This is a genomic window from Aneurinibacillus danicus (assembly GCF_007991215.1).
Taxonomy (GTDB): Bacteria; Bacillota; Bacilli; order Aneurinibacillales; family Aneurinibacillaceae; genus Aneurinibacillus; species Aneurinibacillus danicus.
In genome coordinates this window covers 1-2,727 of the sequence record NZ_BJXX01000246.1, presented here as the reverse complement: position 1 = coordinate 2,727, position 2,727 = coordinate 1, and the positions used below count along the sequence as shown (strand labels likewise).

4 protein-coding genes are annotated in these 2,727 nt (G+C 37.8%); all 4 read right to left on the bottom strand.

What is annotated here, in order from left to right; translation table 11 throughout:
- Positions 1-262: aldehyde dehydrogenase family protein (locus ADA01nite_RS21495; protein WP_146812471.1), on the bottom strand; the 262-nt coding region annotated here is incomplete at its 3' end.
- Positions 263-284: 22 nt separating this feature from the next.
- Positions 285-1,451: an iron-containing alcohol dehydrogenase gene (locus ADA01nite_RS21490; protein ID WP_146812470.1), complete on the bottom strand. Its 1,167-nt coding sequence runs from the start codon at positions 1,449-1,451 to the stop codon at positions 285-287.
- 92 nt (positions 1,452-1,543) lie between these two features.
- Entirely contained in the window at positions 1,544-1,846 is a 303-nt protein-coding gene (locus ADA01nite_RS21485; RefSeq protein WP_146812469.1) for a hypothetical protein, read from the bottom strand.
- Between the two features lie 47 nt (positions 1,847-1,893).
- Complete coding sequence (locus tag ADA01nite_RS21480; protein WP_146812468.1) at positions 1,894-2,427, bottom strand: NADPH-dependent FMN reductase; 534 nt, start codon at positions 2,425-2,427, stop codon at positions 1,894-1,896.
- Between the last annotated feature and the right edge of the window lie 300 nt (positions 2,428-2,727).

Below are 2,727 nucleotides of genomic sequence, written 5' to 3'. Positions count from 1 at the left end.
CCCGTTGTTCTATAATGTCGGCCGTTTTACGAAGATATTCGCCACGTGTTGATCCAGATAGCCTCCGCCAGTCTGCGAATGCCGTCTTTGCAGATTGAACAGCATTATCTACATCTCTTTCCGTTGATAATGGTACGTATCCAACAATCTCCCTGTAATCAGCCGGATTTATACTTGCCTTGAATTTATCAGATTGTGGAGCAACCCATTCCCCGCCAATTAAATTTTGGTAGGTTTTTACTTCTGATTTTATTGTCATCATTCCTTCTCCTCCCTATTAATCATTATAAAGTTTTATGATATAAAGTAATTACATCTTCAATTGACGTCTTTCTTGGATTTACAAGAATGTTTCCGCTTTTCATTGCATCTTGTGCCATACCAGGAATAGAATCTACAGTTACTCCATAATCCCGGAAATTATCTGGAATTCCAATGTCTGAAGCTAACTTTTGAACAGCTGTAATAGCATCTTTCGACATTTCTAATTCTGATTTAGCCCCTTCTCTTACCTCGTTCATCTCAATTGCAATGCGGGCGAATTTTCCAGGCGCTGCCATTCTATTAAATTCCATAACATGAGGGAGAAGAACGGAATTAGCCACTCCATGCGGCACATTAAACTTAGCACTTAACGGGTGACTCATAGCATGTACATTGCCTAACCGAGTATTATTGAATGCCATACCAGCCACAAGGCTTCCATACAGCATTTTTGTTCTGGCTTCCAGGTTATCTCCATTGTAAACAGCCTGCCTTAGACTATCAGAAATAACGCGTATAGCTTCAAGAGCCAGCGCTTCACTTAATGGATACGCCATTGTAGATGTATAAGATTCTATGGCATGAACTAATGCATCCAGCCCTGTTGATGCCGTCAGTTTCGGTGGGAGAGTTAAGGTTAATACAGGGTCTACAATCGCCCATCGGGCCGCAAGTTTGCGTCCGCCAATCGTGACCTTATATTCCCTTTCCAGGTCAGTGATGACTGTAAAATTTGTGACTTCACTGGCAGTTCCTGCGGTTGTTGGAACGGCCACAACAGGTAATGAAGGAAACTCAAATTTATCAATCCCTTCATATTGAGTAATATCCCCTCCATTCGTTGCTACAACTCCCACAGCCTTGGCAGTATCCAGGGGACTCCCTCCTCCAACAGCAACAATTAAATCTGCCTTTGAATCCATTAAAATTTGGCTAGCTTTATTTACCGTTGTTGAAGAAGGATTAGCCTCCACTTCAGAAAAAACGATACAATCAATTTGAGCCTGCTTTATTTCTTGTAAAACGAGATCAAGAATTCCTGCTTTTTTAACCCCTTCATCACAAATAATGAGTATTCTCTCTACTGTCTGCAGGGATATAATTTTAGATAATTGGCGAATTGCCCCCACTCCAAAAAAAATTTCAGTGTTACAATTAAAAATGGATATCTTTTCAGCAAGATTCATTTTTCTTTCCCCCGTCGATTTTATATAAACTAGAGTAATGCAGTCACTTTATTGACTTTGAACGAATACTCAGGGTAGTATCGGGTCATTATTTAGCCTGACTTATTCTTCATAGCAGTCCTTTTTTCCCAATATTCATTCAATTTTACGGTTAATCCCCCGTGTCCAAACTTGTATTTTCTATTAGGTGTACTTATTTTTGACCTATCACAAACAACCTGGAGAAAATCTAAGATAATAGAACGACGTTCTGAAATGTTTTCAATCCCTTTTTCATAAAACCAATAATCAATCGTATTATACAGACCTCTATTCACCCCATATTTGTCTTCGCATAATTTGCAGAATGTAAGATCCGGCAAATGGATTTCTTTTTTATTTTTAAATAGAATCATAATTTCCTACCTTCTAGTCACAAATTGTCATGCATACAATACTCCTGCTACTTCAGAGCTTTTTGCATAAAAACCACTTCTTTTGCTAGGTTACTAATCCTTTCTAATACTTCTTCATCTTTAATTTCGTTATTTGCATTAAAATGATCATTGTGAGCATAAACATAACCAGGTACAGTAAATGCACGATAATATCCCGCGATAGGTTTTAACTGGTTTTCAACTACAAGATAATGCTGATAGGTTCCCCCGGTAGCGATAAAACCCATTACTTTATTGCGAAAAACAGAAACAGGAACTAAATCGAATAAGTTCTTAAGAACCCCTGTTATTGATCCATTAAATATAGGTGTTCCGATGACATAGAAATCAGCAGCCGAAACGATATCGATTACTTTTTTTGTGTCACCAGAATAAGTAGAGGGATCACGTCCATCACAAAACTGGACATCATACTCTTTCATATCTAATAACTCTACTTCTATCTCAGGGTAATCTTTTTTTATTTTTTTCAAGACTTCTTGGACAACAACTAATGTTTTTGACCCTGTAATTGTTCCTGAAATCCCTAGCAATCTCATTAAATATTCCATCCTTTTCATAATAAATTGACTCTATTTCATAGAATACAATCGTTTCATCCCCATTTTTGTGCTTACATCTAGTTACTTAAGGTGAAAGATTGTAGTGTAGAAAGGAAGAAGAGAAAATGCTCTTCTTCCTTTTGTTTATTTAATCGGCCCATTGAGCATTATTTGGGAATTCGCGAAAATCATTAGGGCTATCTCAATGGCACGAAGCTTCCCGTAAGAAATAATCAACGTACTAATGACATTGATTTCGTCTCAACGCTGGACTCCCGGTTCGTCCAATTCGGCATT